Genomic DNA, 26,366 nt, shown 5'->3' on the forward strand with positions numbered 1-26,366 from the left:
GGAATAAATGGGTGATGCCTTTTCTTATGGGATTCATTTACTGTCGGCGTTTGCGCTGATCCTCGGATTCGCGGCAGTTTACCTCAAGGTCACACCGTTCGACGAACTGGCCCTGATCCGCGATGGCAACGTTGCCGCGCTCCTTTCCTTTGCCGGCGCGCTGATCGGCTTCTGCCTGACGCTCGCCTCGAGCATTGCGCATAACTCCACGCTGATGTTGGTGCTAATCTGGGCCATCGGCGCCATGGTCGTGCAGGTCGCGACTTACGCATTGCTCACACGCCTTTTGCCCGGCATGAATGACGGCATTGAAACGCGTAATACGGCAATGGGCGGGTTGATGGGCGCGGCTTCGCTGGTGGTCGGCATTATTAATGCAGCCTGTCTGACCTGATTTGCGTTTAACACATTTCCACGTTAATGCCTGATAAGCGGGCGCCTCGCGCGAGGAGTACACGATGAGTTTCGGTTCGTTTATTCGCAAGCAATTTGTCGACGTCCTGCAATGGACGGAAGATGGCGACGGCGTATTGGCCTGGCGTTATCCAATGGAAGACCAGGAAATCCAGTACGGCGCGCAATTGACGGTGCGCGAATCGCAAATGGCGCTGTTCGTCAACGAAGGGCGCATTGCCGATGTGTTCGGCCCCGGCCTCTACACGTTGACCACGCGCACGCTGCCGGTGCTGACCAGTCTGCGCAATTGGGACAAGCTGTTCCAATCGCCCTTCAAGTCCGACGTGTACTTCTTCAGCACGCGTCTGCAACTCGGGCGGCGCTGGGGTACGCCGCAACCGGTCACGATTCGCGATAGCGAATTCGGCCTCGTGCAGGTGCGGGCGTTCGGCATTTATTCGTACCGCGTGGTGGATGTGCCGTCGCTTCATCGCGAGATCAGCGGCACGCGCGCGGTCTATACCGTCGACGATCTCGAACAGCAGTTGCGCAACCTCGTCGTCACGGCTATGAGCGTGGCGTTCGGTTCGGCGGACGTCGCGTTCGTGGATATGGCGGCGAATCAGGAAGTGCTCTCGCAGCGGATCGGCCAGGCGCTCGCGCCGGTGTTCGCGCGTTACGGCGTGGCGCTCGATTCGTTCACGGTGCAAAGCGTGTCGTTGCCGGAGGCGCTGCAAAAGGCACTGGACGCGCGTATCAGCGTGGGCGTGAGCGGCGATCTGAACAAGTTCGCGCAGTATCAGGCCGCGCAATCGATCCCGCTCGCCGCTCAGAATCCAGGCGGCGTGGCCGGTGTGGGCGCGGGTATCGCAGCGGGCGCGGCGATCGCGCAAACCATGACGGGCGCGCTGAATCAACCTGGTCAAACGCAACCTGCGCAAGCCCCGGCCTCGAACGATTACGTCGAGCGTCTGCAGCAACTCAAGACCCTGCTGGACAAGGGCCTCGTCACCGAAGACGACTATGCGAAGGCGAAAGCCGAGATCCTCGCGAAGCTGACAAAATAAACGCATTCGATGTTCAGTACTTCGTGTCCTCAATGCGGCGCGCCGCTCGAATTCCGCTCCGCCGCGGCCGTCATGGCCGTGTGCGGATCGTGCCGCAGCACCTTGCTCAAACGCGGCGAGGCGGTCGAACGGATCGGCGAAATGGCCTCGGTATTCGAGGACTATTCGCCATTGCAACTCGGTGTCACGGGCCGCCATGAGTCACGTGTGTTCACGCTGCTCGGCCGCATTCAATTGCGTTACGACGCGGGCTACTGGACCGAGTGGTACGCCGCTTTCGACGACGGCACGTTCGGCTGGCTTTCCGATGCCTCAGGGCAATACGCGGTCACCACGCAACAGAATCTCGACGGCAGCGCCGACGAGCCGCCGCAGTTCGATTCGCTGCGCCCGGGCGTCGGCTTTCACTTCGGCGGCAGGCGTTATCTCGCGTCGGATATCCGCACGGCGCAATGCGTCGGCGGCGAGGGCGAGTTGCCGTTTCGCGTGGGCGACGGCTGGCAGGCGCGCGTCGCCGACTTCCGCTACGAAGACAAATTCATCACACTGGATTACTCCGACGCCGATCAACAGTCGGGCAAGCCGGTGGTCTATGCGGGCGCGTCGGTGGAACTGGACACGCTCGCCTGTCAGGGCTTACGTGACGAAGCCGAGATTCGCGAGTCGGCGGGCCGTTATCGTGGCGAACTGAGTGCGTTTACGTGCCCGAGTTGTGGCGCGTCGCTCGAATGTCCGGTCGGTGTGGCGAACTATGTGATCTGCGACTCGTGTCATGCGGGCGTCGATTGCAGCGCCGAACAGGTCACGCTGTTTTCGAAGAAGCGTGAGGTCGAGTCGATCGAAACGCCGCTGCAACTCGGCGCGAGCGCGACCTTCGACGGCGCGAAATATACGGCACTCGGCTTCATGCGCTGCCGCACGCCGGACGGCGAATCGAGTTGGGAAGAATATCTGCTGCACAACCTCGAACGCGGCTTTCTGTGGCTCGTGCATGGCGAAGGCCGATGGGAACGTGTGGACGTGCTGAACAACTGGCCAATGATTAGCAAAGACGGCCAGGTGCTCGAAGGCGGCAAGACCTATCGCGAACGCGAGCGCTACGACGCGGTGGTCGCTTACGTGGCCGGCGCATTCAACTGGCGGGTGCAAGTGGGCGATAAGACGTCGATCACCGATTTCACGTGGCGCGACTTCAAGATGACGCGCGAGACGACGGCCGATGAAATCGTCTGGTCGCGCGCCAAGCCGTTGAGCAATAGTAAGGTTGCGGAACGATTCGGTGTGCCGGCGCTGGCGGCGGAAACAGCGAGCCGGCTTGCGGCCAAATCCGCCAGCAGCGAAGCAAAACCGGCGCGAGAAGGAATCACGACGGCCGGCTTCGGTCCCTGGCCGTGGATCGCTACCTTCGCGATGGTCTTCATCAACTTCGGCAAGCTATTCGAATTCGACGGTTCGACGGTGCTGGTGATCGTCGGCATGGTGGCTTTGTGGGCGCCGGATTGGATCTGGCGCGCCTTCCACGAAGAGTCGAGGTGAGCGTGAGGCAAATCTTATATGTGCTTTACGCGCTCGTTGTGATTGTCATGTTCAGTTGCACGTCGATGACCGGAAGCGGCGGTGGTGGTTATGGCGGGACGTCCGCGCGCAGCGGTTATTCGTCGTATGGGTCGCACAAGTGAGGGCGGCGACGGCCATGTCCGCGCCTGCGCCGCGTGATGCCTATGGCACGCATGTGTTGGCCGATCTCGGCGGTATCGCGGCGGACATGCTGCGGGATCCCGCAGCGCTCGAGGCGATTCTGTTAAACGCGGCTAAGGCTGCGGGCGCTACGGTACTCTCCGCGCACTTTCATCACTTTGGCGGCGAGCATGGTGTGACGGGTGTCGTGCTGCTCGCGGAATCGCACGTCACGATTCATACGTGGCCGGAGCATCGCTTCGCCGCGCTCGATATTTTCATGTGCGGCAAGGCGCGTGCTGAGGATGCGGTCGCGCAGATCGCTCGCGAGTTAAAGGCGGAAGCGCGGAATGTGCGCACGTGTGAGCGTGGAGTTGTGCCGCCGCGGTAGATCGGTCGGCAAGCGGATTGTCTAAAGCGAACCTTGATAGGCTGGCCGCGTTAGACAATCACAAATGAAAAGCGGCTTTAAGGCGCTTTCGCTGCAGCCGTCGGCACCGGCGTTGCCTTAACCGGCACCGCAGCCGCCGGTGTCGAACTGCCGGACGCGTTCTGCGGATCAACTTCCCATCCTCCGCCAAGCGCGAGGAACAGATTGACCTGATCGATCGCCACCTGGCCATCCGCAGCCGCCGCCTGTGACTTCGTCGACGTCAGTGTGCGCGTCGCATCCAGATCCGAAATAAATGACTCACGTCCCGCGCGATACAGCCGGTGCGTTTCATCCGCCGACTCGGTGGCCGACTTCACCGCGGCACGCAGCGCGTCGGCGCGGGCGTAGTCCGACGCGTAGGTCGCGAGACTGGTTTCGGTCTCGCGCAGCGCGGTGAGGACCACGCCGTCGAACTTCGCCAACGCGACCTGGCTCGACGCCTGTGCTTCACGCACGCGGCCACGCGCGCCGTTCGCCGGGAACGTCCAACTGATCAGCGGACCGAAGCCCCAGCGCGCCGTGGGCGACGTGCCGAGGTCTTCCAGAATGCCTGTCAAACCCGCCGACGCACCGATGCTCACCGTCGGATACAACGCCCCGGTAGCGACGCCGATACGCGCGGTGGACGCCGCCAGTTGACGTTCCGCCTCGCGCACATCCGGTCGGCGCTTGAGCAGCGCGGCGCCGTCGCCGACTGGAATCGGCTGACGGATTTGCGGCAGCCTGTCGCAAGCGAGCACGGCCGGCGGCAGGTCGGACGGCGCGCGGGCAAGCAGCGCCGCCAGGCGGTACTGCGCGATCTTGCGGCGCGCTGTATACCGCGGAATATCGGCCGACAACGTATCGACCTGGGTCTGCCCGCGCGTCACGTCAGGCTGATTGCCGCGGCCCGCGTCGCGCAGGCGGCGCGATACGTCCACCCGCTGTTTCTGCAAGGCCAGCGACTGTTGCGCGATCCTGAGTTCCTCGGCGGCCGAACACTGCTCGACGTAAGAGCGCACCACGTCCGCCACCACGGTGATCCGCGCGAGTTCGCCCGCGGCCTGCACGGATTCGGTGTCCGCTTGCGCCGCTTCCACGCCGCGCCGCAGCTTGCCGAACAGATCGATTTCATACGAGACGCTGATGCCGATGTCGCCTTCATTCACGACCGGCAGTTTCTCGGTGAGCAGGTATTGTTCGGCGGACTCCTGCGCGCGTTCGATCAGCGCCGACGTCTTGCCGGAAAATCCGCCTTGTGCTTGCGCGACGCCTAGCGCTTCACGCGAGCGCGCCAGATTCGCGGCAGCGACGCGCAAGTCGGTGTTCGATTGCAGCGCCTGGTCGACGAGTCCGTTCAGCACTGGATCCTCGTATAGCTTCCACCACACGGGCGGCACGTTCTGACGCGTCGTCAGGGACGTGTCGGCGCCTTCGATCGGCGCATTGGCGAGCGGCGCGTTGACGAGCGCCTGTTGCGGCAACGAGTAGTTGGGACCGACGTTGATGCAGCCGTTCAGCGCAACAGCCAGCGGCAACAGCGGCAGCAACGGCAATAAGGGCAGGGCGCGCGACAGCTTCATTGCGAGGCGCCCGATGATGCGACCGCCGCCGACGCCGGCTGTGCATCCGAGCCCGCCGGAACAGCAGACGTAGCCGAAGCCGCTACCGCGCCCGACGCCCCCGCATCCGGATGCTTCTTGCCGCCAGGCGACAGATCACGCACCGACACAGTCGCCGTGCGCCCGGCAATCATGCGGAAATCCGCAGGCACTTCATCGAGCGCCACACGCACCGGAATCCGCTGCGCGAGCCGCACCCAACTGAAAGCCGGGTTCACATTCGGCAGCAGATTCGAGCCTTGCGTGCGGTCGCGATCCTCGATCGCGGCGACGATGCTTTGCACGTGTCCACGCAACACGGCCGGCTCGCCCATCACCGTGATATCGACCGGCTGACCGATGTCGATGCCACCCAGCTTGGTTTCCTCGAAATAGCCATCGACACGGAACGAATGCATGTCCACCACCGAAACCACCGCCCGTCCCGCCGCGACATATTCGCCGACGCGCGGCGCGCGGTCGTTCAGATAACCGTCGACCGGACTCGCGATCGTGGCGCGCTGCAAATTCAGCTTCGCCGTGTCGATAGCCACATTCGCATCAGCGAGCGCGGCCTCGCCCTGTTCGACGCGCGAGCGGCTTTCTTCCGACACCTCCGCTGCGACCAGGTTGCCGAGCTTGCGGTTGCGCGCATCTTCGCGGCGCGCCTGATCGAGCGTGGCGCGGCGTTGTTGCGCGGTGGCCTGCGCCTGGCGCAGCGCGAGCGTATAGCGGGCCTGATCGATCACGAACAGCACCTGGCCTTGCTTGACCTGCTGGTTGTCCACTACCTCGACCGACGAGATCAGCCCCGAGATGTCCGGTGCGACCTGGATCACATCGGCGCGCACGTGTCCGTCGCGGGTCCAGGGCGCGAACATGTAGTAGCCGACCAGTTTCCATAGCACGAAGGCGGCGACGACGACGACGATCAAAGTCAGCAGAATTTGACCAACGGAGAACCAGGTTTTTTTCACGTTATTAGTCTGTGCGAAACGACAACGACAAGGCCCAGCACCAGCACATAGATGCCGAGATCGAAGATGGAGCGATGCCAGACGAAACGGTAAAAGCCGACGCGCGCGAGCACCGTGCGAATGGCCAGGTTGATCAGATACGCGACCAACATCAGCACGAGCACGGCCGGCACGAACACGCCGAAGATATCGATTTCACCGATCATCGCGGGGAGTGGAAAAGGGTGGAGAGGGCTGGAAAGTCGCGACGAGTTGGGCGCATCACGCAGCGGCCTCCGGTTCGGGTGGCGTCGGCGTGATCAGCGTGGCCGGAAACAGCGAAAGACGCAAGCCGACCAGCGCGTGCAACGCTTCGCGCAACCGGCGTGCCGAGGTTTGCGAGGTCGCGCTCGGCGCATCGGCGTTGGCGAGCCCTTGTGCCGTCACGCGCGCCACGGCGGCGTCGATCGACGACATCAGGCTGTCGGGCACCGGCTCGCGCTTGCGGCGATTGACACAGCTTTCATAGTACCGACGCACGTCGTCGAGCACGTGATCGATCGCGGCGGGCGCTTCGCCGCCCAGCTTGTGGGTCAGGCGGCGCAGATCGAGTGCGTTGAAGGCGATGCGCAGATCGCGAAAGCTTTCGATCGACGGATGGCGATGGTCGTCGGTCGCGGCAAGGCGCGGGATCAACTGCATCAGGCGGTCGAGCATGCGCGCGGCGAGATTGCGCGGATCGTGGATCGGCCGCGTCGATGCCGTGAGCGCCACGTCGGCCCAGCTCGAACGCAGCAGACGGGCCGCCGCGAGTTCGGCGCCGAACGGGCGCGTCACGCGCGTCCACAGATACGCGTAGAGCAGGCCGGCGAGGCCCGCGAGATTGCTGTTCATGAACACCAGGAAGTTGGCGTCGTACGCGTCCTGAATGCTGATGAAGGTCGCCGTGTTCACGGCGACCAGCACCGTGGCCAGGTTGAACTGCGGGCGCGGGATCAGCGTGCCGACGAAGATGAACGGCGCGGCGAACATGATCACCAGCATGGGAAAGTCGTGCACGTGCGGCAGCACGACGAACAGATAGACGCCCGCCGCCACCACGCTGATCGCGGTCGCCACGAAGAAGCGGAACACGAACGGCGCGGGTTCGTCGAGCGCGGCGAAGAAGCAGCACGCCACGGCCGCGAGTGTGACCGCGCTCGCGCCGTCGTTCCAGCCTGAGCTGATCCACAAACTGCACGCGAGAATCACGGCCGCCGCCGCCGAGCCGGTGGAGAACAGCATGATGCCGTGATCGTAGAAGCGCTCGGTGCCGCCCAGCCGCCAATGACGGAAGCGCGGGCGCCACGAGCCTTCTTCCCGCGTGATGATGATGCGCAGCGAGCGGCAGTCCTGCCAGACGTCGATCACCTGTTTCATGCGCCACAGTGCGTTCGAGAGCAGCGCGCCGTCCCAGCCCGCGAGTGCGGACGGCGGTGGCTGCATCGCCGCGATGCGCTCGCGCAGCGCGTCGGCGGTCGGGTCGGGGTGATCGCCTTCGCTCACGGTCGGCATCGGCTCCTCGAACCATTTGATGACATCGGCGAGCAGGCTTTCCAGACCCTCGGGCCACGTCTGCCGGCCGCTGTTGTAGAGCGCGATCAGCGGATCGGCGAGCGACGACATGATCGGCAGCAGCAACTGCATGCGTCCGCGCAGTTCATGCGTGCGCGCCAGCACGTCGGGTCGCGTGTGATCGTAGGCAAGCTGGCTCAGCAGCAATTCCAGACCATTGATGGTGGCCGCGATGCGCTGCCGGGCACCCGAAATCGCCGAGCCGGCAATGCGCCCGGAGAGCGTTTCGGTCGCATAGAAGGCGGCGTCGCGAAACCATGCGTCGGTTCGCTCGATGATGGTCGGCGCAAGCCGGCTCGGAAACAGCGCGCCGCCGACAATGCTCGCGCAAACGATGCCGAGCGTGATCTCTTCGGTACGGCTGACCGCGAGATCGAACACGCCGCCAGGATTGGTCACCGAGGGCAGCGCGATGATCGGCATCGTATAGCCGGCCAGCAGGAATACGTAGCTGCGCGCGGTGCGGTCGAACACCGCCAGATACAGGAGCGTGCCGGTCCAGAGCGCCACGATCACGCTGAATAGATACGGCGATTCGACGAAGGGCGGCACCAGCAGCACCGCGGCCGAGGCGCCGAGCATGGTGCCGAGCGCGCGATAAAGCGCCTTGGAACGCGTCGCGCCGACAAATGGGTTCGACACGATGTAGACGGTCGCCATCGCCCAATACGGCCGCGGTAGTTCGAGCGCGAGGCCGATGTAGAGCGCGATCATCGCCGCGGCAAACGTCTTGACGGAGAACAGCCAGTCGCGAAGGGAAGGGTAGACCATAAACCGTTACGCCGGATCGCTGGCGCTGTGCGGCGCGGCGGTGTCTGCTTTGCCTTTGTTCGCTTTGGTAGCTTTGAGGGGTTGGCTGGCGTGCTGCGTTGGTTTGACCGAGGCGCGTTGAACGCCTTCATCGCGGTCCGGATCGCTGCTAGGATCGTTGTTCTGATCGGCACGTTCGCTGGCGTCGGCCGTGAACGCGGCCAGCACGCGCAAGGTCGCTTCGAGATCGCTGCGCGAGACGTCTTTCAACGCCAGCGCCCGCAACGTGACCAGTTCTTCTTCCATTTTCGCGGTGACGGCGCGGCCTTCTTCGGTGAGCACCACGGTTTTCGCACGCCGGTCTTCGGGGTCTTCGTCGCGACGCATCAGACCCGCGGCGCACAGTTGATCGAGCAGCCGCACGAGCGACGGCCCTTCGATACCAATGTGATCGGCGAGCGTGACCTGGCGCACCGCCGCGCCGAGGCGGCTGGCGGTCAGGAGCGGCGTGGCGCACGCCTCGGAGACATTGAAGGCCGCCAGCACGCCGTGGCTCGTGCGCCGCCATTTTCGGGCGGCGACGACCAGCGTGCTGCTGACTGTCCGGCGCAAGGTATCGAGATTCGACATGGCCGGTATTGTATTTCCAAAAAATTCGTTAGCAAACTATTGAATCGGAATTTTTTGTGACGTTGCGATGCGGCCGCGTGCGTGGACAGGCGCCGGGGTTCGCCATGCAAACGTCGCTCAAGCCGCGAGTCCGAGCCTTACCGTACGCGCCAGATCATCGAGTTGAAAAGGCTTGCGCAAAATCGTGCAGCGCTTTACGGCCAGCCCGGAAATGTCCACGTCCGCATAACCCGTTGCGAGGATCACCGGCAAATCCTCGCGCATCTTGCGTGCCTCGGCGATCACGTCGATCCCGTTCATGCCGGGCATCGCGAAGTCCACCATCAGCAGGTCCGGGTTGTCGTCCTGCAAACGATTCAGGCCCGCGCGTCCGTCGGCGGCTTCGGTCACGGTGTAGCCGAGCATTCTCAGCGACTCGACCAGCATGGCGCGCACCTCGCCGTCGTCTTCGACCACCAGGACGCGCTTTTCGCCGACCACGTTCGCTTCCGCATCGGACGCCGCTTCGGCCTGCGGCGCCACGCGTTCGCGCAGCGGCAGCCAGATCTCGACCGTGGTGCCCACGCCTTCCTCGCTGAACAGACGCGCCGTGCCGCCAGCTTGCCTCGCAATGCCGTAGACCTGACTCAAGCCGAGCCCGGTGCCCTTGCCGATCGGCTTGGTGGTGAAGAACGGATCGAAGACGCGCGACACCACATCGGCCGGCACACCCGAGCCGGTATCGGCGACTTCGACCACTACGTAGCGGCCTTCATCGAGTGTCTGATCGGGCGCTTCGCGCACCTTCACGCAAATGCTGAGCTGGCCGCCGCCCGGCATGGCATCGCGCGCGTTGATGGCGAGATTGAGAACGGCCAGTTCGAGCTGATTGGCGTCGGCCTGAGTCCACATCTCTTCGCCATCGAACTCGTTGGTATAGCGGATGCTTGAACCGAGCGACACCGTGATGATGTCGCGCATGCCTTGCAGCAACGCCACCACGTCCACGGCTTTCAGATCGAGGTTGCTGTTGCGCGAGAAAGTGAGCAACTGTCCCGTCAGTTTCGCGCCGCGTTCGGTCGCGCGTTTGACGGTGGCGGCCATGCCGCGAAGGCGCTCGTCGCTGCTCACGCGGGCAATCAGCTCCGCGTTGACCATGATGACGTTCAGCAGATTGTTGAAGTCGTGCGCGATGCCGCCGGTGAGTTGCCCGAGTGCTTCCATCTTCTGTGATTGCACCAGCACGGCCTGCACTTTGGCGCGCTCGTGAATTTCCATCATCAGCCGGTTGTTGGCGGAGGCGAGTTCGTGAGTGCGTTCAGCGATGCGGCTTTCCAGCGAGTCGTTCAATTGCACCAGCGCCTCTTGCGCTTCGATCCGCTCGGCCAGATGGCGGCGCGATTCGTATTGCCGCGCGCGTGCCCGCAACGACGACGCTACCGCGCGCCGCAACGTTTCCGAATTCAGCGGGCGCTCGAGCACGACCACGTTGCCGAGCCGTTCGAGCACTTCCAGGCCACGTTCGGAACGATGTCCGAGGCGTGAGGCGGCGAGCAGAATGAACGGGAAATCGGACCATGCTGGCTGTTGTTCGAGCCAGGTGAAAAGCCGGATCGCATGGTTGCCCGCGAGCGCTTCTTCAGCGATCAACGCGGCGCCCGCACCGGCGTCCAGCGCCGCGGTGAGCGTGTCGGCATCGCGGCAGGCCACGCACAGGCGCTTATCTTTGTGCAGCACTTCGGCAATCACATCGGCGTCGCGGCCAAACGGCGCCAGGATGAGGACGCGTTGCTCCATGACCTACTGCCCAGACGTGTCGATGACGCGATTCGTCGCACCGAGCAGCGCGGTGCTGCCGCGATAAGCCGGCAGGCCGGAGAGCACACCCTCGAAGTCGCGCAGCGCCTCGCCCACTTCCACGCCGTTGCCGCCGAGCCGGAACTGGCGGATCGAACGCTCGTGGGCATTGGCGCGGCTCTTCACGGCCGTCACGGCGGTGAGCACTTCGCCGTGGTGTTCGAAATAGCGGAACAGCACGACCACGTCGCTCAGATAGCTGATGTCGATATCGTTCTGCACCTCGCCGATAATGCCGTGCTGTCCCAGCACGAGCATCGTGATGATGCCTTGCTGGTTCAGATAGCCGAGCAGTTCATGCATTTGCAGCAGCAGATAGCGCTCGCCGGGCATGGCCTGGAGATAGGCGTTCAGGCTGTCGATCGCGACGTACTTGACGTCTCTCTTCTCGACCGACTGGCGCACGTCGCTGGCGAATTCGCCGGGCGAGATTTCCGCCGGATCGATCTGGCGCAGCGTCAGCAGGCCGCTCTCCACGTGCGGCGCCAGATGCATGCCGAGCGTCGCGCAGCGGATCATCAGCGTGACGAGGGTCTCGTCGAACACGTAGTAGACGCAGCGCTCGCCGCGTTCGAGCGCCGCGACCAGGCACGACACCACCGTGGTGGTTTTGCCGACGCCCGAAGGGCCGATCATCAGCGCATTGGTGCCCGGGATCAGACCGCCGCCGAGCAACGCGTCGAGGCCCGGTGTGCCGGTGCTGACCGGCTCGGTGTCGAACGTCGCATGATGTTCCGCCGCGACGAGGCGCGGATACACGTGGATGCCGCCGGTGTCGAGCGTGAAGTCGTGGTACCCCTCGCGGAATTTGATGCCGCGCATCTTGGCGATGCGCGCGCGCCGCCGGTTGCCGCCGTAGTCGTGCACGAGATTGTCGAGGCTGACCACGCCGTGCGCGATGCTGTGCAGCTGCACGTCGCCGGGATCGGCCGAATTGTCGTCGAGCAGCAGCACCGTGCATTCACGGGTGGCGAAATAGCGCTTGAGCGCGAGAATCTGCCGCCGGTAACGCAACGGGTTCTGCGACAGCAGACGCAACTCGGAAAGGCTGTCGAGCACGATGCGCGCGGGTTTGAGTTCGTCGACCTGCTGGATGACGTTGCGCACCGTCTCGCCGAGTTCGACCTCGGCCGGGTGCAGCACGGTCTGCTCGTACTGCGGGTCGAGACCCTCGTCCGACACCAGCTCGAGAATGCTGAAGCCGCCGATGTTCCAGCCGTGGCTTTCAGCTACCGAGATCAGTTCGGAGCGGGTTTCGGACAAGGTGATGTACAAGCCTCCCTGTCCTTCTTCGACACCCTTGAGTAAGAATTGCAAGGCCAGGGTAGTTTTACCTGTACCGGGCGCACCTTCCACGAGGTACATGCGGTGCGGCGTGAGACCGCCTCCCAGGATGTCGTCGATTCCTTCGATTCCCGAGGAAAGGCGGGCCGGCTTGGCGGCGGCTTGTCTGTTTGACATGGCGTAGCGTTTTGGCGTCGATGAGTGGCTGGTGGTTGTTCAGCCGGTACGGCGAGAACGCAATATCTGTGCCCATCGACGCGATCATCCAGCAGCGCGCTCCTTCACCAGTTGAATGAAGCGCGTGGCTGCGCTGTTATGCAACGCCGTCGGATAGGCGAGGTGCAGCGGCGCGCTGAGTTTTGAGGGGTTCGCGAGCGTGCAATACACCGTGCCCACCTGTTCGTAACGCTGCATGGAAGCGGGCACCAGCGTCACACCCAGACCTGCCGCAACGAGGTTGATGCCCGACACCATGCGCGGCACTTCACGGGCAATGCGCGGGACGAAGCCTGCCTGCCGGCACGCGGCAAGGATATCGGCGTACATGCCGGGTGCGCCTGGGCGGCGGACCAGAATGAAGTCTTCGTGCGCCAGCGCTTTCAGCGACACTTGCGGCCGCTTCTTGCCCTTGAGCAACGGATGACCGACCGGCAACACCACGACCATCGGCTCGTCGAGCAGCAACTCGAACGCCACGCCTTCGCGCGCGTCGACCGGCTTGCGTAGAAACGCCGTCTGAATCTGGCCCACGGCCAGACGCTCGATGATCTCCGCCGCGTTGAGTTCGGCAAGCTCGACGGCGACCTCGGGGCACACCGCGCGAAACGCGCGGATCGCCTCGGTCGTGAACGGATGAAAGGCCGCGGAACTCGTCAGCCCGATCGAAATCGTGCCGAGCTCGCCGCGTGCAATCCGGCTCGCCTTTTCGACCGACTGCTGCAGATTCTGCAGCAAGCGTTGCGCGTCTTCCGCAAAGGCCTGGCCGGCCGGCGTCAAGGTGACGCCACGCGGCATGCGCACGAACAGTTCGAAGCCGATCTCTTCTTCCAGCGTTCGAATCTGCTGCGAGAGCGGCGGCTGTTGCATGGCCAGCCGCTCTGCCGCGCGCGTGAATTGGCCTTCTTCGGCGACCGCCAGAAAGTAACGCAGATGCCGCAGCTCCATGGTGTTTCGTCTCCCGGACAGCGCTCGAAGGTCGGCTCGCTGCCATATCGAATAAGTATGGGTTGTGCTTAAAACAGGTATTTTACATTTACCACGGCCGATCCTACGATCTCGTCCATCGCATAGGAAATGAACGCGAAATAAAACAAAACGTGGAGACGTCAATGAAAAAACAATGTGCGGTGGCCACCCTGGCCGTCATGAGTTGCGCCGGCGCGCATGCGCAAGCATCGGTCACCTTATACGGTGTGATCGACACCAACCTCGAATTTCTCAACCATGCCGGCGCCAGCGGCGGCTCGCTGGTTCGCGAGAATTCCGGCGGCTTGAGTAATTCGCGCTTCGGCTTTCGCGGCGCCGAAGATCTCGGCGGCGGCAATAAAGCGTTCTTCATTCTCGAAGCGGGCTTCAACGGCAACGACGGCACTAACGCGAGCGCCGGCGTGCTGTTCAACCGCACGGCCGCAGTGGGGCTTTCGAATGCCTACGGCGCACTGTCGGCGGGCTTGCAGTACACGGCGATGTACGACACGCTCATCAAATACGACCCGATGGTGTTCGGCCAGCAATACACGTGGATGCCGACCACCGGTTCCGTCGACGGCTTTTCGTTCAAGGCGCGCGTGAACAACTCGGTCAAGTATGTGGGCCGCTTCGGCGGTTTGACGGCGACGGCGGATTACAGCTTCGGCGGCTCCGCGGATTCGTTTCAGAGCAGCGCGGCCTACGGCGGCGCGCTCGATTACGACATGGGCAGCTTTGCCGCCGCGGTGGCCTACGACTACCGCAACGGCGCGATCAACTCGACCGGCATGTGGACCAAGTCGCGCAACTGGAGCGCCTCGGCGCGCGAGCAGCTCGGCGACGTCACGCTCATGGGCGGCTATGAGCACTATTTGTTTAACCCGACCAAGGGCACGTCGATTTCGTCGGCATTGTGGTTCGGCGGCGTGCGCTATCTGATCGCGCCTGCTTTCCGCCTGACGGCCGCCGCGTACTACCAGAGCAACAAGGCGGGCAACGTGTCGAACTCGTTGATGGGCGTGCTGGGGGCGGACTATATTCTGTCGAAGCGAACCGATGTGTACGCAACCGTCGCGTATGCCGCGTCCACGCACTACGCCAACGACCAGTACACGCCCGTCGGCCTGACGAGCGACACCGCGTTCGGTCCGAACCAGACCGGCGTGACGCTCGGCATTCGCCACCGGTTCTGAATACTCGGTTTTTCAACGACGGATTCGACGATGCGCCGCGTTCAAGACAGTACACGGCGATCAGGAGCAAGCTGCATGACTTTCAATCTTTCACGACGTATTGGGGTGCTGTGTGCGTCAACCGCCGCTGCCCTGCTAGCGACGCTCGCGCAACCCGCGCTCGCGGTCCATGCTTACGAGCCGCATCTGAAGCCGGTGGCGACGATCTCGGATACGCGCTTCACGCTCGACACGCCGCAAGGGCACGCGGAATTTCCGCTGTATCTGTCGAAGGATTGGAACGTCGCGCAGCCGCAAGTGACGCGCGCGGTGATCGTGATTCATGGCAAGCTGCGCAACGCGGACGTGTACTTTCGCACCGCGCAGAATGCTCGCGATGCCGCGCACGCGGACCCCGACGCCACGCTGTTGATCGCGCCGCAATTCCTCGCCACGCTAGACACGCGCGTGCATGACGAACCGGCCGATCTGCTGCGCTGGACCGGCGACGCCTGGATGGGCGGCGAAGCGGCGCGCGCGCCGCTGCCGATCAGTTCCTACGAGGTGCTCGACGCGATCGTCGCGCGTCTTGCCGATCGCAAGCTGTTTCCCAATCTGCGGCACGTGGTGTTCGCCGGGCATTCGGGCGGCGGGCAAGTCGTGCAACGCTACGCCGTCGCGGCGCGCAACATCGCCGCGCTGACCGGCGAGGGCATCGACGTGCGTTACGTGGCGGCGAGTCCGTCCACGTATGCCTATTTCGATGCGCAACGGCCCAACGCGCAAGGCATTGCCGCGCCGTTCGATGCCGCGCAATGTCCCGACTTCAATCAATGGAAATACGGCATGGACAACCGGCCGCCCTATCTCGACGACCGAACACCCGCGCAACTCGAAGCGACCTATGCGGCGCGCCGGATCGACTACCTCGTCGGCGGCGCGGATGACGATCCGCAGCAAAGCGCGCTCGACAGAACCTGCGCCGCCGAAGCGCAAGGGCCGCAACGCGTCGCGCGTGCCGAGGCGTACTACCGGTATCTCCAGGCGCGTCATCCGGACGGCTTGAAGCAGCGCTTTCATATCGTGCCGGGCGTGGGGCACAACGGCGCGCGCATGCTGACGTCGGTGTGCGCGCTGGCGGCGATGTTCGACACTCCGGGATGCGAGCAATGAACGAAGCGACCTTCAATCAGCGCGACGGTGCCACGTCTGGAGCCGATACGTCGAACGGCTTGAGTCCGTCGATGGTGCGGCGCGCGATCTTCGCCTCCGTCCTCGGTAACGGCTTAGAGTGGTTCGACTTTCTGATCTACGGCTACTTCGCGAAGATCATCGCGCAAGTGTTCTTTCCCGGCGGCAGTGGATTCGTGTCGATCATGCTGACGCTCGCCACGTTCGCCGTCGGTTTCATCGTGCGGCCGATCGGCGGCATTCTGCTCGGCATCTACGCGGACCGCGCGGGGCGCCGCAAAGCGCTTTCGCTGCTGATCATTTCGATGGCGGCCAGCACGCTGCTGATGGGTCTCACGCCGGGCTATGCGCGCATTGGCATCGCGGCGCCGCTGTTGGTGGTGCTCGCGCGCCTGTTGCAAGGGCTCTCCGTGGGCGGACAGTTCGCGACGGCATCGGCGATGCTGGTCGAGTATGCGCCGCCGCACAAGAAGATGTTTTACGGCAGCTTCAATATGTCGGCGCAGGCGTTCGCGTTGCTGTTGTCGTCCGGGGTCGGCTATCTGCTGACCACGCAACTCACGCATGAGCAACTGGTGGCGTGGGGCTGGCGATTGCCGTTTCTGTTCGGCGCTTTGGCCGGGCCGTTTGGCTTCTACATCCGGCATCGCGTGGCCGAATCGCCGGAGTTCGAGCGGCTGCTCGATCACAAGGACAAACCGCCGCGCGTCACGATCCGCCAGTTCTTCCGCGACAACGGCGATGCGGCGATCTGCGCGATGGGCGTAATCATCATCGGGGCCGCGACCAATTATGTGTGGCACTCGTATCTGTCGGTGTATGTCGAACGGCAATTGCATTTGCCGCTCTCCACCGCGTTGCTCGGCGCGTTCGTGTCCGGCGTGCTGAATCTGTTTCTGTTTCCGCTGTCGGGCAAGCTCGCCGATCGTTATGGCGCATACAGGCTGTTCTATCCGATCGTGATCGCGTGGATGGTCTGCGTGTATCCGCTGTATCACTTCGTCGTGACGAATCCGACGCCGGGGCATCTGTTCATCGCGCAGATGATCGCCACGGTGTTCCTCGCCGCGATGTCCGGCGCGCATCCCGGCATGCTCGCGACATTGTTCCCGGTGCGCAGCCGTTCGGCGGGTGTGGCGCTCTCGTACAACATCGCGGTGACGCTGTTCGGCGGCATGGCGCCGCTCACCATCACCGGCTTGACGCGCGTGACCGGCAGCAGCCTTACGCCCGCGTTCTACCTGATTTTTGCCGGCTTCGTGTCGCTCGCGATGGTGTACTTCACGCGCGCCGGACGCATGTCGGGCGGCGCGGCGGCGAGGCCCGTCACCCATTGATCAACCACGAGCCTATTGCATGACCCAGCCTTTCATCACAGACGACGAACGCGCGCCGAATGAGCATCCGGTCACGGTCGTCGCAAGCCGGCATCTGAGCGTCACGACGCAAGCCGGCAGCGGCACCGTGCCCGTGTTTTCGAACGGCGACTGGCTAGCGCCGACGCGCGAAGTCCAACGCGCCGTGATTCTGATTCATGGCCGCTTGCGCAACGGCGACACGTATTTCGAACTCGCGCAGCGTTCGTGCGCGCTCGCGGGCGGCAGTGCGGCCGATACGCTGCTGATCGTGCCGCAGTTTCTCGCGACGGCGGATGTCGAGGCGCACGAGGTGCCGTCGTCCACGTTGCATTGGGACTGGACGAGCTGGATGGGCGGCGAGAACGCCGAAGGTCCCGCGCCGATCAGTTCGTTCGATGTGCTCGACGCCATTCTGCATACGCTTGCTTCGCGCGAGCAGTTCGCGTCGCTTGCCGAAGTGGTGATCGCGGGACACTCGGGCGGCGCGCAAGTCGTGCAGCGCTATGCGGTGGTGGCGCGCGACGAGGCGCCGCTCGCGGCGCGCGGCATCGCGCTGCGCTACGTGGTCGCGAATCCTTCGTCATATGTGTACTTCGATGCGATGCGGCCGGTTGCGTCCGGCGAATTCGCGGAGTTCGATCGGGCGATGTGTCCGTCGTTCAATCGCTGGAAATATGGGCTCGAGGATTTGCCGGGCTATGCGGGCGACGCGGCTTCTGCCGCAGCGCTCGAAGCGCGTTACGCGCAGCGTGACGTCACCGTGCTGCTCGGCGGCGCGGATTGCGATCCGCAGCATCCGGCGCTCGACCGTTCATGCGCCGCGCTGACGCAAGGGGAACACCGGCTCGGGCGCGGGCTGGCTTATGCGCGCTATATGGCGTTGCGGCATCCGGAAGGATTGGCGAAGCATCAGACGTATGTGATCGATGGTGTCGGGCACGATGCCAAAGGGATTTTTGCTTCGGCGCAGGGGCTGGCGGCTTTGTTTGGTACTGGGCTGTGAGTGCGCATGGGCACGAAGCGTGCTACCGCGCTAATACCTGTGAGTGACTTCAAGGACCGCGCCGACATGAACAGAACCCGATTACTTGTCACCGCGCTTGCCGCTGCATCGCTGGGCGTCTTGCTGACCGGCAGCGCATATGCCGACGATGCGCCTAGCCCGTGTACTTCGCTGAAACGGATCGTCGCGGCCGCCCCTGGCGGGCTCGCTTCATTGACGCCGGACGACGGCAAGGGCGTCGCGCAACCTTATGGCGACGACGCGCAATGTTCGGCGAGTCGCGGTGCGTATCAATGCAACTGGACGTCGCATCACGACGCCGGTTCGAATGCAGACGCGCTGCAAGCTGTCGCGGCGGACATCGCATCGTGTCTGCCGGACGCCACCCACGATCAGAATTCGCCGGGACATCAGCACTTTTATCTGGGTGCGAAGGGCAAGCGGACCGACATCACGCTGACGCCGACCGGTTCGAACAAGCTGCGTCTGGTGGTGTCGGGTAAGTAAACCGCCGCACGAAGGTGGCTAGCGTGAGGCCGGCCACCATGTCCAGCCGCGCGACGAGCGCCGCAACTCGATTATCGAAAGCGGCGCGATTTCAATGCGCGGAAACACGGCGGGCGATGCCCCTAGCGCATGCACGATCGCTGCCCGGAGCACCGGCGCATGGGTGACGGCGATCACGTCGCGCGCATGGTTCGGTGCACGATCCTTCGCGCCGTTTTGCGCGTCGAGCCATTCTCCTACCCGTTTCGCGAGCTGACTGAACGACTCGCCGCCGTGCGGCGCGGCGTCGGGATCGCGCGCCCATGCGGCGAGGTCTTGCGGCGCTTCGGCAGCGAGGTCGGCCAGCCGCCGCCCCTGCCATGCGCCGTAGTTCATATCCGCCAGACCGGCGTCGACCGATGCCGCGAGGCCCAGGGCGGCTGCCGTCTCGCGCGCGCAGACGGCCGGGCTGACGAAAGCGGCCGCGTCGTTCGCTGTCGCCAGACGTGTGCGCGCGGCGTGGGCTTCGGCGAGGCCGCGGGCGTCGAGCGGGTCGTCAGCGGGAAAACGGCCTGCGCGCTGGGCGGCGGTCGATGCGTGGCTGATCAGTAACAGCCGAGTGTCCATTCTGTTCATGTCCTGTGAAGCCGCGCCCCGAAGGCGAACGCGAGCGGGATGAACCGTACGTTTTGCGTTGCCGGGTGCCGAAGTTTAGCGCGTAGAATAGCGGGACTGCGAAGCGCGGAAGCCGGTGAGAGCCCGGCGCGGTCGCGCCACTGTAATCGGCAGCACAAGCCGAAAGCCAGACCTGAGCTTCGCACCAATCCTCTGCAATGACTATCGGGGCGCGTTACCCCAGGAGATGTCCATCATGAACGAAGCTATTTTCGATCCCGCCAACCAGCCCGTTGCGCAACCCACGCCGATTCCGCTGCGCGAGTTGTTGCCCTGGGTTGTGTTCGGCGGTTTGCTGTTGTTGCTCGCGCTTTACTTCGTGGGTGCGGAACAGGGCGCCACCTCGCTGGTGCCGGGCATGTACGTGCATGAGTTCGTGCACGACGGCCGCCATCTGCTCGGCTTTCCCTGCCACTAACGGAGTCGACCATGGTTGGTAAATTGTTGGTACGCGGGATGCTTGCAGGCATCGCCGCGGGACTCCTCACGTTCGGCTTTGCCCGGGTGGTGGGCGAGCCGCAGGTGAATCAGGCGATTTCATTCGAAGAAAAGGCCGACGCCGCGAAAGGCGAGGCCGCTGAACCCGAGATTGTGAGCCGCGATACGCAGCGGGGTATCGGCCTGTTGACTGGCGTGGTGACTTACGGCGCGGCATTCGGCGGGCTGTTCTCGCTGGTGTTCGCGTACGCCTATGGACGAGTGGGCGCATTGAGCCCGCGCGCGTTGTCCGCGTGGCTTGCGCTTGGCGCGTTCATTGCGCTGGCGGTGGTGCCGAATCTGAAGTATCCGGCGAACCCGCCTTCGGTCGGCGACCCTGAAACGATTGGGACGCGGACGGGTTTGTTCTTCCTGATGATTGCGATATCGCTGGCCGCGATGGTGTTTTCGCTCAAGGTGCGGCGCCGTGCAGCCATGAAGCTTGGCGCGTGGAATGGCTCGATTGTGGGGGCGGTGGTGTTAATCGCGATCATCGCCGCGGTGCAGTTGTCGATGCCCACGATCAACGAAGTGCCGGAGGCTTTCCCGGCGGTGCTGCTGTGGAAATTCCGCGTCGCGGCGCTGGGCATGCAGGCGATTATGTGGGCGACGATCGGGCTGCTGTTTGGGGCGCTGGTTGAGCGGAGTGCGTTTATGCGGGTGGGGGGAAGGTCGGCGGTGAAGTCGGTTTGATGTTTTGGAATTGGTGAGCGCAACCGGTTTGGTGGTTGCGCTCCGCGTCTTGCTCTCGCACTTCGCTCTCCGTGCTTTGCGCGCAGTGGTCAAGAAGGGTTCTGCGTCAAGGAGTTGGGGCGGTTGTGGGGTGGTTATCCACAGGCTTGCGAACAGCATCTGTGGATAATTTCATCTCGCAACGCACAAGGTCCACAAACATCCATTCTGTTTGAATTCAACAACTTAGTTGTTGGCACACAGTCTTCGGTTGTCCGTAGAATCAGGACGCCGCAGGTGTTTTGTGTCAATCGGCCTGACCATAGTCCTTGTTTTGTGTTACCTGCGATGTCTGGCCGCCCGACAGATTCGGGACATATAGACCCTTGTCACTGCCGAGCGCCAGCGCATTGGCGGCGTCGCCTGACAGCTTTACCGCTGTACCGGTTGAACTGACAGTCAGTCCGCTGGACGGCGCAAGCCTGATATCGGCAGGTGTGGCAACGGTCCCGTTTCCGCTCAGTCCCTGGCCTACGACAATCGGCAACAGGTCCGAGAGATTGACAGTGAAGGTGCCGCCGCCGTCCGCCACCTTGAAGGTAATCGTGTGGGTTGTGGGATCGTCCTGCACGTTCTGGAGGAACTTGTCGGCCGGAATTGAGCCGACCGCCTGCGTGATCCTGCTGTCGACCTGGTCACAGGTCGGCACATGCGCGCCCGGCATAAACGGGTTGCCGTTGCAATCAACCAGCGAAGACGACACCCTGGCAATCGCATCCTGCATTTCCTGACACGTCGGAATCAGATCGCCTGCAACATGAGCCGACCCATCACATCGTTTGAACACCGAAGCAATACACTCATCCAGCTTCGCGCAGAGTGCATTCGCGAGAACCAGCAGCGCGTTCGAATTCCCGCTCATTCTGTCCGCCACTTTCAGCGGATCAACCAACGGATCGGGATAGGTGCCGGTGAGGTCGCCCCCGGCCGGACCGGACGGCGGCAACGTGACCGGAATGGTGGACATCGGGCAGCAGTTGTTCCCCATGTTCGACTCCTTCATGAACCGCAGGCGCAGCTCACCGCGCCCAGGAACAGGTCATCCGGCACGAGCGCCGCCGCCTGCGCATCGATCTGAACGGCCTCGATATACACGGTGCCAATAGCCGAGGCGTCGTTCAGGTTCAGCCGGTACGAACCCGGCACGGTCAGCAGCGCGAGGTTCTGGCATGCGGTCAGCCCCCACACGCCGCACTGCGTCACGTCCTCGGCCTGCAGCACCATCGCGGGCGGCGGCTCCAGATCTTCGCACGCGCCGCCCTGCGGCATGATGCCGTCCTCGTACCGTACCTTCTCGACTACCGCCATCTGCGGCGTGCCATCCAGCATCTGTACCAGGCCGAAGGCACTGAGCACAACACCGTTGCCGGGACGCACCATGAAGGTGGGACTCGTCACGCTGGCGCTGCGGCTGTCGAACAGGATCATCGTGCTATTCCCCGGTTGCCCCGGCGCTACCAAAGATCAGGAGGGCAGGCACACTGCCGCCGCGCACGAGTCGCGCTTCGACATAGGTTTCGCCCACCAGTGCATCTCCGGACAGCTCAAAGCGGTACGCACCAGGCACGCTGATAAGCTTCGTGTCGTCGGAATCGCTCATGACCCAGGGGACACCATTGGTGATGACGGCCTTCTGATGCGTGATCGTCGGAAAAAGCGCGCCGGGTGGAATGACAGACGACCCTTCATCGCACAGCGTGGGACACGCATAGCCCTGCGGCATGTCTCCTGACGCAAGCGCGACCTTGAAAACATTCATCGTGCCGCCGGCCAGATCGGAGGCAGACACCACAAGCACCGCACCCGGATCAACCACGAAGACGCCGCTGTAACGGCTTGCGGAGTGCGCATCGAACACCACGTCGGTACGGTAGCGCGAGTCGCACACGGCACCCGCCATGCTTCCCTGGGCCGGTGCACAGCTCAGGGTTCCGGTGGAGACCTCGCAGTTCATGACGGTTTCTCCTAGACACCCCTGTAGCGGTCGAGCACATCAACAAGTGACTTGATGAACTCGATACGCCGGTACTGCCCCTTGCGCGGCACGACAACGATCGGATTGAACCAGTACACCCGCTTTACGCCGGAAAAGAAACCGTCAGGCGTGTAGCGCATCGTGCGGCGCGCACCATAGCGCACCGAGAAACCACCATCCGGTGTGACTTCCTCGACCTGGCCTGCACCAAGGAATATGTCCCATACCGTGTCGCCAGCGAACACCTTGTCCTCGTCCAGCATCGCGGCCTCCTGCAACGCTCAACGCCATATAGCGCAGGCCCCGATGACTGTCAACGCACCCAGCACGACTCGTGTTCCATTCAGAGAAAAAGCTCGTGAAATCTGATGCTTTATCTAGAGGATTATTGAAATTTCCATTGAAAAGGCGCGCAATTCAATTCGTGTCGATCAAACTACTTTTCCTTCCTTTTGAACAGGGATGGGATAGTCTTGATGATGTTGCGCGTCAGTTCTGACTCGGATTTCGCTTTCTCTAGCTCCACGGTCGTCTGCCCCTTTTCGAGGACAAAGTTCCGCTCCGTGTGCGACAAGGTTTCTAGCGCTGATTTCAAAGACTCTGTCGATCCCGTGATGTGCGCAAATTCAACGGAGACCAGCTTGGCTTCTACGTTTGTCAGTTCGTTCTGAAAGTATTTAATTTCTTCAAGCCCAGCCTTATACAGCCGCAGGAAAAAATATGCAAAGACTTCGATGAAGACCACCAAAAGCACCCTTGGGAACATCGGAAGGACAAGGTTCTTGACGAATTTTGCATTGGTTTCAGCTCCTTCTGATGCGAGATTTTTCAACAGAGCTGATGCATCAATTATCGAAACGGTGGTCCACAACAAATATAGCCCACTAATTGTGATTGCCATGCCAATCGCAAGATTGATGTTCGAGCGCAGGCGTAAGTCAGATATTTCCCGACTCAAGCGCTTCCTGATAGTTATGGATGAATCTGAGAGCCTTTCAATACTGAGTGAATCCCTGAGTGATTCGCGTAGTGCAGTCACACTCTGTGCGAAAATTTCCTCTACGGTCGCCTTGCCCGTTGTTTCAACAATCGTCTTGGCCAGCGCGGCTTTTTCTTCCGCATCGAATCCTCGCTCCTGTTCGAGCTGCATCACCCGATCCTCAAAGGTGTCGAGTCGGTCTATGAGAGCGTTGAGAACAATTTCTTTATTAGCAGTTTCATATAGTGTGGCTTTCAAGGCTTCAACTTCTGCCTCGCTCGTTGCTTTTTTACTTCCGCCTGATTGCAAGTAGAAAACAGAAAAGAGCGTGATCGATATCAAACCGAGGATGAACGAAGCGGTACCTCTGGACACGTATACTGGCAACGATCGAAGGATGAAATAACTGAATCCTTCAGAGCTGAAAAAAAGGATTGATAATACACCCGTGAAAACGGCTGCAAGATTCAGAACTCGTCGCATCAAGATCCTGCGACGAAGCTGCGAGAGCAGGATTTCATCCGTGTGCAATGGCATATTATCCTCGTTTTTATTGGTTCATTGTCGGTTTTGTTAAAACTGATTCTGTCTAAATTTAATCCCTGCAATTTATCACCGGCAATCTAGGGACGGTGTAAAGGTACAGCATACTGCGACTGGAGCCGATGCAATCCTGTCTCAGTCAGACACCTCGTCCGAGGATGACTATAGTTCCAACAAGTGCTACAGCAAGGCAGAAGATCACGCCGTAGAGCATGCCCCGCAGCGCCGAGCAGCACCAGCACTCGGTGGGGAATACCTTCTCCATCCAGTCGCCTATTGCCGAGTCGACGTCACACGGGCTGACCAGGAGCCGACGACGCAACCACGTTCGAATCGGGAACACCTGGACCTCCGGATGGTGACGGCACACCCGGCGCACCGGGCTGGCCCTGCACGGCCTGCTGCTGCGCCTGTTGCTGTGCAGCGGGCGTACTCTCTGCGGGGAACTGGTCGAGCGGCACGCCCGATGCCGTCAGCGCCTGATCGATGGCCCACCGCATGACTGCCGGGGAAACCTGACCGCCCTGCGCGAGCTGGGCGATGAACTGCAGCATGTCCTGCGCGTTCTGCTTCGCCACTTCCTTTTCCAGCAGCCCACTTGTTCCGCGTGCCTTGACCTTCGCATCGCCCTTGATCGTGGGATCGTCGGTGTATTTCATGTTCCAGTCGAAGTACGCATTACCAAGACGTTCGAACAGGTCGATGTCGAGATTGGTCAATGCGCTCTGCACGCCCTTCAGCGCGTTGCCATACAGGGCCATGATGCCGCGGAATGTGCGGTTCACACCCGTGCCGACCGGCTGGCCGGAAAGCGCGGCCGGAAGTCCCGTCCACCTGTCTGCCATGTCGATGAAGAACTGCATGAGCTGCATCGTCTGGGATGTGATGCTCGGCACGGTATGAAAGTAGTGCGCGGGCCTGCCGCCCGACGCCGGATCGGGATCGACCGGCACCATCGTGCCCGCCATGACGTTGCCGATCTGGTCTTCAGCCATGTAGCGCTGGATGCGCCGGTAGTCGACCTCGCCCAGCGGCGCCACCGAATAGCTGACGTTCTCCAGCGTGCCACGCAGCGCGGCCATGAATGCGCGCTCGATGTCGCGCACGAGCTGGCCGATGCCGTAGCCCGCGAGCTTGCCCGGTGTGCGCTGGTAGGCGTTGCATAGATCGGGCGCTCCGAGACATTCGGGTTCGGGTTAGTCATGAGCTTGATCGTCCAGCCTCCAAGCACAACGGCTTCCGTCTCGTGATACTCGGTGTCGTCCACGGAAATGCCGTACTGGCGCAGCTCGCGGCCCGATAGCAGGCCGAAATGGCGGATCACGTCAATGGACTCGTCCAGCCCCCACAGGATCGAGCCGATCATCGGCTTGTCGGGGTTCGGATTCAGCCAGTCACGGTTGGTCTCCGGCAGCGCAAAGTGGTCCAGTGCTGCAACGACATTCTTCGTGATGTAGCCGGGCAGAGTCGCGCTCATCATGAGCCGGTACTTCGTCATCCGGTCCCGCACGATGTCGAACGTTCCCTTGCCCGCGCCGGGAGAATCGGGCGAGTAGAAGTAGTCGAACGGACTGACGTTACGCACCGCCAGCATCGGCTCCAGCGTCTGTTTCGGGTTCGAACCATGCCACGCAAATACCGGGCGCATTTCCGGCGTTGGGCCGGTCATGACCGCATACGGGTAGAGCGCGAAGTTGGTCAGGAACTGCAGCAGTTCGTCGCGGAACGACGCCTCGATGAGCTGGTCCTCGATCTGCTGCTGCATACCCTTCGCTGCGGCCTGCGCGACGTCCTGTTCGGCGGCGAGCCGCTGCGCCTTCATCGTACGGACCATTTCAAGGATGCCATCGGGACCGGGCGGAGCGGCCATCGTACCCTGCGTGAGTAGCTGTTTCCTGACCTGCTGGACAACCTGCGCCTTGCCCATCGGAGACAGCTCCGGGACCGGCGTCGGGCTGATGACAAACGGTGCATCTGCGCTGTTGAGCAGCAGGTCACGCATCCACGCGACCAGCACATCGGTCTTGTGCTTCGTGATCGAGATATCGAGGTCGATACCGGAGGCTTCGACCAGCTCCGCATCGCGCGGATCGAGGATGCTGTGATACTGCCGGTAGGAATTCTGGAGCACCTGTTCGACGGTGTGCCTGCCGATGCGGTCCACCGCACGCCAGTGCCGCACCCGCCGGTAACGGTCGCGCACAAGGTCCGCCACCGGATCAAGCAGTGAGCTTTGCGGGGCGGGCGTGTCGGTCGCAAACTGCGAGGTCATGTCCATCCCGCGTTCTTGCACCGGACGCGCGCATTGTCAAGGGGGAGGCAAGCGTCGGGTACACTCCGGAAAGCCTGATTTGCTCGATCAAT

27 protein-coding genes and 1 riboswitch are annotated in these 26,366 nt (G+C 62.6%); of the genes, 11 read left to right on the top strand and 16 right to left on the bottom strand.

All coding sequences use genetic code 11. From position 1 onward, the window contains the following. Positions 1 to 7: 7 nt before the first annotated feature. The 4 genes from ACQKRQ_RS34100 to speD all read left to right on the top strand — a co-directional run bounded on the left by ACQKRQ_RS34100 (position 8) and on the right by speD (position 3,531). Entirely contained in the window at positions 8 to 394 is a 387-nt protein-coding gene (locus tag ACQKRQ_RS34100) for a DUF350 domain-containing protein (RefSeq protein WP_427481840.1), read from the top strand. A gap of 64 nt (positions 395 to 458) precedes the next feature. Next, positions 459 to 1,463, top strand: coding sequence for an SPFH domain-containing protein (locus ACQKRQ_RS34105; protein ID WP_427481841.1), 1,005 nt, complete (start codon positions 459 to 461; stop codon positions 1,461 to 1,463). Positions 1,464 to 1,472: 9 nt separating this feature from the next. Further along, entirely contained in the window at positions 1,473 to 2,999 is a 1,527-nt protein-coding gene (locus ACQKRQ_RS34110; protein WP_427481842.1) for a DUF4178 domain-containing protein, read from the top strand. Between the two features lie 157 nt (positions 3,000 to 3,156). Then, positions 3,157 to 3,531: an adenosylmethionine decarboxylase gene (gene speD, locus ACQKRQ_RS34115; RefSeq protein WP_427481844.1), complete on the top strand. Its 375-nt coding sequence runs from the start codon at positions 3,157 to 3,159 to the stop codon at positions 3,529 to 3,531. A gap of 77 nt (positions 3,532 to 3,608) precedes the next feature. On the opposite strand, the gene ACQKRQ_RS34120 is transcribed toward speD, so the two are convergent. The 8 genes from ACQKRQ_RS34120 to ACQKRQ_RS34155 form a co-directional block, all read right to left on the bottom strand. After that, complete coding sequence (locus ACQKRQ_RS34120; protein ID WP_427481846.1) at positions 3,609 to 5,135, bottom strand: efflux transporter outer membrane subunit; 1,527 nt, start codon at positions 5,133 to 5,135, stop codon at positions 3,609 to 3,611. Beyond that, positions 5,132 to 6,130 carry an efflux RND transporter periplasmic adaptor subunit gene (locus ACQKRQ_RS34125; protein WP_427481847.1) on the bottom strand — a complete coding sequence of 333 codons (999 nt, stop codon included), beginning with the start codon at positions 6,128 to 6,130 and terminating at the stop codon, positions 5,132 to 5,134. Before ACQKRQ_RS34125 ends, ACQKRQ_RS34120 begins: the two co-directional genes overlap by 4 nt. Beyond that, positions 6,127 to 6,336: a DUF1656 domain-containing protein gene (locus ACQKRQ_RS34130; protein WP_115778589.1), complete on the bottom strand. Its 210-nt coding sequence runs from the start codon at positions 6,334 to 6,336 to the stop codon at positions 6,127 to 6,129. Before ACQKRQ_RS34130 ends, ACQKRQ_RS34125 begins: the two co-directional genes overlap by 4 nt. A 55-nt stretch (positions 6,337 to 6,391) precedes the next feature. After that, the gene (locus tag ACQKRQ_RS34135) at positions 6,392 to 8,494 is read right to left on the bottom strand and encodes an FUSC family protein (RefSeq protein ID WP_427481849.1); all 2,103 of its coding nucleotides are present in this window, start codon (positions 8,492 to 8,494) and stop codon (positions 6,392 to 6,394) included. Between the two features lie 6 nt (positions 8,495 to 8,500). After that, positions 8,501 to 9,103 (bottom strand): MarR family winged helix-turn-helix transcriptional regulator, encoded by a 603-nt coding sequence (locus tag ACQKRQ_RS34140; RefSeq protein ID WP_427481851.1) that lies wholly within the window; start codon positions 9,101 to 9,103, stop codon positions 8,501 to 8,503. 117 nt (positions 9,104 to 9,220) lie between these two features. Next, entirely contained in the window at positions 9,221 to 10,879 is a 1,659-nt protein-coding gene (locus ACQKRQ_RS34145; RefSeq protein ID WP_132383903.1) for an ATP-binding protein, read from the bottom strand. 3 nt (positions 10,880 to 10,882) lie between these two features. Then, a complete protein-coding gene (locus tag ACQKRQ_RS34150) occupies positions 10,883 to 12,400 on the bottom strand; it encodes an ATPase domain-containing protein (RefSeq protein WP_427481853.1) in 1,518 nt (505 codons plus the stop codon). A gap of 84 nt (positions 12,401 to 12,484) precedes the next feature. Beyond that, positions 12,485 to 13,387 carry a LysR family transcriptional regulator gene (locus ACQKRQ_RS34155; RefSeq protein WP_427481854.1) on the bottom strand — a complete coding sequence of 301 codons (903 nt, stop codon included), beginning with the start codon at positions 13,385 to 13,387 and terminating at the stop codon, positions 12,485 to 12,487. Between the two features lie 164 nt (positions 13,388 to 13,551). Here ACQKRQ_RS34155 and ACQKRQ_RS34160 point away from each other — a divergent pair, with 164 nt between their 5' ends. From ACQKRQ_RS34160 to ACQKRQ_RS34180, 5 genes are all read left to right on the top strand, one after another. Next, positions 13,552 to 14,604 carry a porin gene (locus ACQKRQ_RS34160; RefSeq protein WP_427481856.1) on the top strand — a complete coding sequence of 351 codons (1,053 nt, stop codon included), beginning with the start codon at positions 13,552 to 13,554 and terminating at the stop codon, positions 14,602 to 14,604. A gap of 75 nt (positions 14,605 to 14,679) precedes the next feature. Continuing rightward, positions 14,680 to 15,756 (top strand): alpha/beta hydrolase, encoded by a 1,077-nt coding sequence (locus ACQKRQ_RS34165; protein WP_427481858.1) that lies wholly within the window; start codon positions 14,680 to 14,682, stop codon positions 15,754 to 15,756. After that, positions 15,753 to 17,111 carry an MFS transporter gene (locus ACQKRQ_RS34170; RefSeq protein ID WP_427481859.1) on the top strand — a complete coding sequence of 453 codons (1,359 nt, stop codon included), beginning with the start codon at positions 15,753 to 15,755 and terminating at the stop codon, positions 17,109 to 17,111. The genes ACQKRQ_RS34165 and ACQKRQ_RS34170 overlap by 4 nt, the downstream gene beginning before the upstream one ends. A gap of 19 nt (positions 17,112 to 17,130) precedes the next feature. Then, positions 17,131 to 18,135 (top strand): alpha/beta hydrolase, encoded by a 1,005-nt coding sequence (locus ACQKRQ_RS34175; protein ID WP_427481861.1) that lies wholly within the window; start codon positions 17,131 to 17,133, stop codon positions 18,133 to 18,135. Between the two features lie 66 nt (positions 18,136 to 18,201). Further along, positions 18,202 to 18,642: a hypothetical protein gene (locus ACQKRQ_RS34180; protein WP_427481862.1), complete on the top strand. Its 441-nt coding sequence runs from the start codon at positions 18,202 to 18,204 to the stop codon at positions 18,640 to 18,642. Positions 18,643 to 18,660: 18 nt separating this feature from the next. Here ACQKRQ_RS34180 and ACQKRQ_RS34185 read toward each other — a convergent pair whose 3' ends face one another. Then, positions 18,661 to 19,248: a histidine phosphatase family protein gene (locus ACQKRQ_RS34185; protein WP_427481863.1), complete on the bottom strand. Its 588-nt coding sequence runs from the start codon at positions 19,246 to 19,248 to the stop codon at positions 18,661 to 18,663. A gap of 88 nt (positions 19,249 to 19,336) precedes the next feature. Next, positions 19,337 to 19,490, top strand: a riboswitch (adenosylcobalamin (AdoCbl) riboswitch). A 2-nt stretch (positions 19,491 to 19,492) separates the two neighbouring features. Here ACQKRQ_RS34185 and ACQKRQ_RS34190 point away from each other — a divergent pair. Then, positions 19,493 to 19,714, top strand: a complete 222-nt coding sequence (locus ACQKRQ_RS34190; RefSeq protein WP_132383921.1) for a CbtB domain-containing protein — start codon at positions 19,493 to 19,495, stop codon at positions 19,712 to 19,714. A gap of 11 nt (positions 19,715 to 19,725) precedes the next feature. Further along, on the top strand, positions 19,726 to 20,466 hold the full coding sequence (locus tag ACQKRQ_RS34195) for a CbtA family protein (protein WP_427481864.1): 741 nt from the start codon (positions 19,726 to 19,728) through the stop codon (positions 20,464 to 20,466). 286 nt (positions 20,467 to 20,752) lie between these two features. Here ACQKRQ_RS34195 and ACQKRQ_RS34200 read toward each other — a convergent pair whose 3' ends face one another. From ACQKRQ_RS34200 to ACQKRQ_RS34230, 7 genes are all read right to left on the bottom strand, one after another. Then, complete coding sequence (locus ACQKRQ_RS34200; protein ID WP_427481865.1) at positions 20,753 to 21,493, bottom strand: hypothetical protein; 741 nt, start codon at positions 21,491 to 21,493, stop codon at positions 20,753 to 20,755. Between the two features lie 11 nt (positions 21,494 to 21,504). Further along, positions 21,505 to 21,933, bottom strand: a complete 429-nt coding sequence (locus tag ACQKRQ_RS34205; RefSeq protein WP_427481866.1) for a hypothetical protein — start codon at positions 21,931 to 21,933, stop codon at positions 21,505 to 21,507. A gap of 4 nt (positions 21,934 to 21,937) precedes the next feature. Continuing rightward, on the bottom strand, positions 21,938 to 22,459 hold the full coding sequence (locus ACQKRQ_RS34210) for a hypothetical protein (protein WP_427481868.1): 522 nt from the start codon (positions 22,457 to 22,459) through the stop codon (positions 21,938 to 21,940). A gap of 11 nt (positions 22,460 to 22,470) precedes the next feature. Next, positions 22,471 to 22,743, bottom strand: a complete 273-nt coding sequence (locus ACQKRQ_RS34215; RefSeq protein WP_427481870.1) for a hypothetical protein — start codon at positions 22,741 to 22,743, stop codon at positions 22,471 to 22,473. A gap of 173 nt (positions 22,744 to 22,916) precedes the next feature. Then, a complete protein-coding gene (locus ACQKRQ_RS34220) occupies positions 22,917 to 23,996 on the bottom strand; it encodes a hypothetical protein (protein ID WP_427481872.1) in 1,080 nt (359 codons plus the stop codon). 296 nt (positions 23,997 to 24,292) lie between these two features. Beyond that, the gene (locus ACQKRQ_RS34225) at positions 24,293 to 24,787 is read right to left on the bottom strand and encodes a hypothetical protein (RefSeq protein WP_427481873.1); all 495 of its coding nucleotides are present in this window, start codon (positions 24,785 to 24,787) and stop codon (positions 24,293 to 24,295) included. Then, on the bottom strand, positions 24,784 to 26,280 hold the full coding sequence (locus tag ACQKRQ_RS34230) for a hypothetical protein (protein ID WP_427481875.1): 1,497 nt from the start codon (positions 26,278 to 26,280) through the stop codon (positions 24,784 to 24,786). The genes ACQKRQ_RS34225 and ACQKRQ_RS34230 overlap by 4 nt, the downstream gene beginning before the upstream one ends. Between the last annotated feature and the right edge of the window lie 86 nt (positions 26,281 to 26,366).

It is taken from the genome of Paraburkholderia sp. NPDC080076 (assembly GCF_050281145.1).
GTDB lineage: Bacteria > Pseudomonadota > Gammaproteobacteria > Burkholderiales > Burkholderiaceae > Paraburkholderia.